Source organism: Candidatus Protofrankia californiensis, assembly GCF_900634765.1.
Classification (GTDB): domain Bacteria; phylum Actinomycetota; class Actinomycetes; order Frankiales; family Frankiaceae; genus Protofrankia; species Protofrankia californiensis.
The window spans coordinates 911-2,009 of the sequence record NZ_CAAAFT010000039.1 but is presented as its reverse complement, the minus strand read 5'-3'; the positions used below and the strand labels follow the sequence as shown (position 1 = coordinate 2,009).

3 protein-coding genes are annotated in these 1,099 nt (G+C 73.6%); all 3 read right to left on the bottom strand.

The features are described 5' to 3' along the window. On the bottom strand, positions 1–208 hold a 208-nt coding region (locus DD1DGNOD_RS01950), incomplete at its 3' end, for a Clp protease N-terminal domain-containing protein (RefSeq protein ID WP_131769313.1). After that, the gene (locus DD1DGNOD_RS01945) at positions 199–582 is read right to left on the bottom strand and encodes a chaperone modulator CbpM (RefSeq protein WP_131769307.1); all 384 of its coding nucleotides are present in this window, start codon (positions 580–582) and stop codon (positions 199–201) included. The genes DD1DGNOD_RS01950 and DD1DGNOD_RS01945, both read right to left, overlap by 10 nt. Then, positions 579–1,099 (bottom strand): J domain-containing protein (locus DD1DGNOD_RS28575; RefSeq protein WP_241255402.1); only part of this gene is annotated, 521 nt, incomplete at its 5' end. The genes DD1DGNOD_RS01945 and DD1DGNOD_RS28575, both read right to left, overlap by 4 nt.

Sequence of the window (1,099 nt, the reverse complement as noted above, 5' to 3'; positions counted from 1 at the left end):
GAGCCAGGTCGGCCTCGACCGCGGCGTGCAGCGCGGCGGTGTCGGCGCCGACCTGCCCGATCAGGCGCGGGACCAGCCCGTCGGGAGCCTCCAGCAGAGCGATCAGCAGGTGCTCGCCATCGACCTCGGTGTGCCCGAGCGCGGTCGCCTTGGCCTGGGCGGCGGCCAGCGCCTCCTGGGACTTCTGGGTCAGCCGGTTCATGTCCATGGTGGTGTGCTCCTCGCGGCTGTCCGCGGCCGAGCGGGTGTGCTGCTGCGCAGCGCGGCTTCCAGCGCATCGATGCGGTCGAGCAGGTCGAGGACGAGGCCGATGGCGGCGTAGTTCAGGCAGAGGCCGGCCCGCAGCCGTTGGATCCTGGCGATCGTCGCCGGGGCGTCCGGGGCGAACCACAGCGTCCCGGTGGCGTCGCGGGAGGCGTCCAGCAGGCTGAGCGCCACGAACCGGCGGAGCAGGTCGGGGTGCAGCCCGCTGCGGCTCGCGACCGTCTCCAAGGTCAACCTGCGGGTCGGCGCCAGCGGATAGCGAAGCCCGGCGGCGTGCGGGGGCGCTGCCCGCCGCTCCGACGGGGATCGGATGTTCATCCTCGGGATCCCCTCCTCGGATCGAAGGTCGACACGGCCGCCAGTTCTCCGAACAGCGCCCGCTCCCGGTCGGTCAGCTTCGGCGGCACCGATACGCTGACCTCGGCGTAGAGATCGCCCGGCCGTCCGGAGGGATTAGGCAGGCCCTCGCCGCGCAGGCGCAGCCGGCGACCACTCGACGAACCCGCCGGGACGTGGACCTTGGCCTCGCCGCCGGGGGTGGTGATCGGGACCGTTGCGCCGAGCGCCGCCTCCCACGGGGTAACCGGCAACGTCACGTGGATGTCCCGGCCGTCCAGCCTGTAACGGGGGTGCGGAGCGATCCGGACCCGCAGGTACAGGTTGCCGGGCTGGCCGCCGGCGCTGCCGCTGCCGCCCTGCCCGGCCAGCCGGATGCGCTGCCCGTCAACCACCCCGGGTGGGATGGCGACCTGGTAGCTGCGGGGTCCGTCCGGGCCGGTCATGGTCACCCGGCGCCGGCCACCCCGATAGGCATCCTCGACCGTCAACTCGAGCT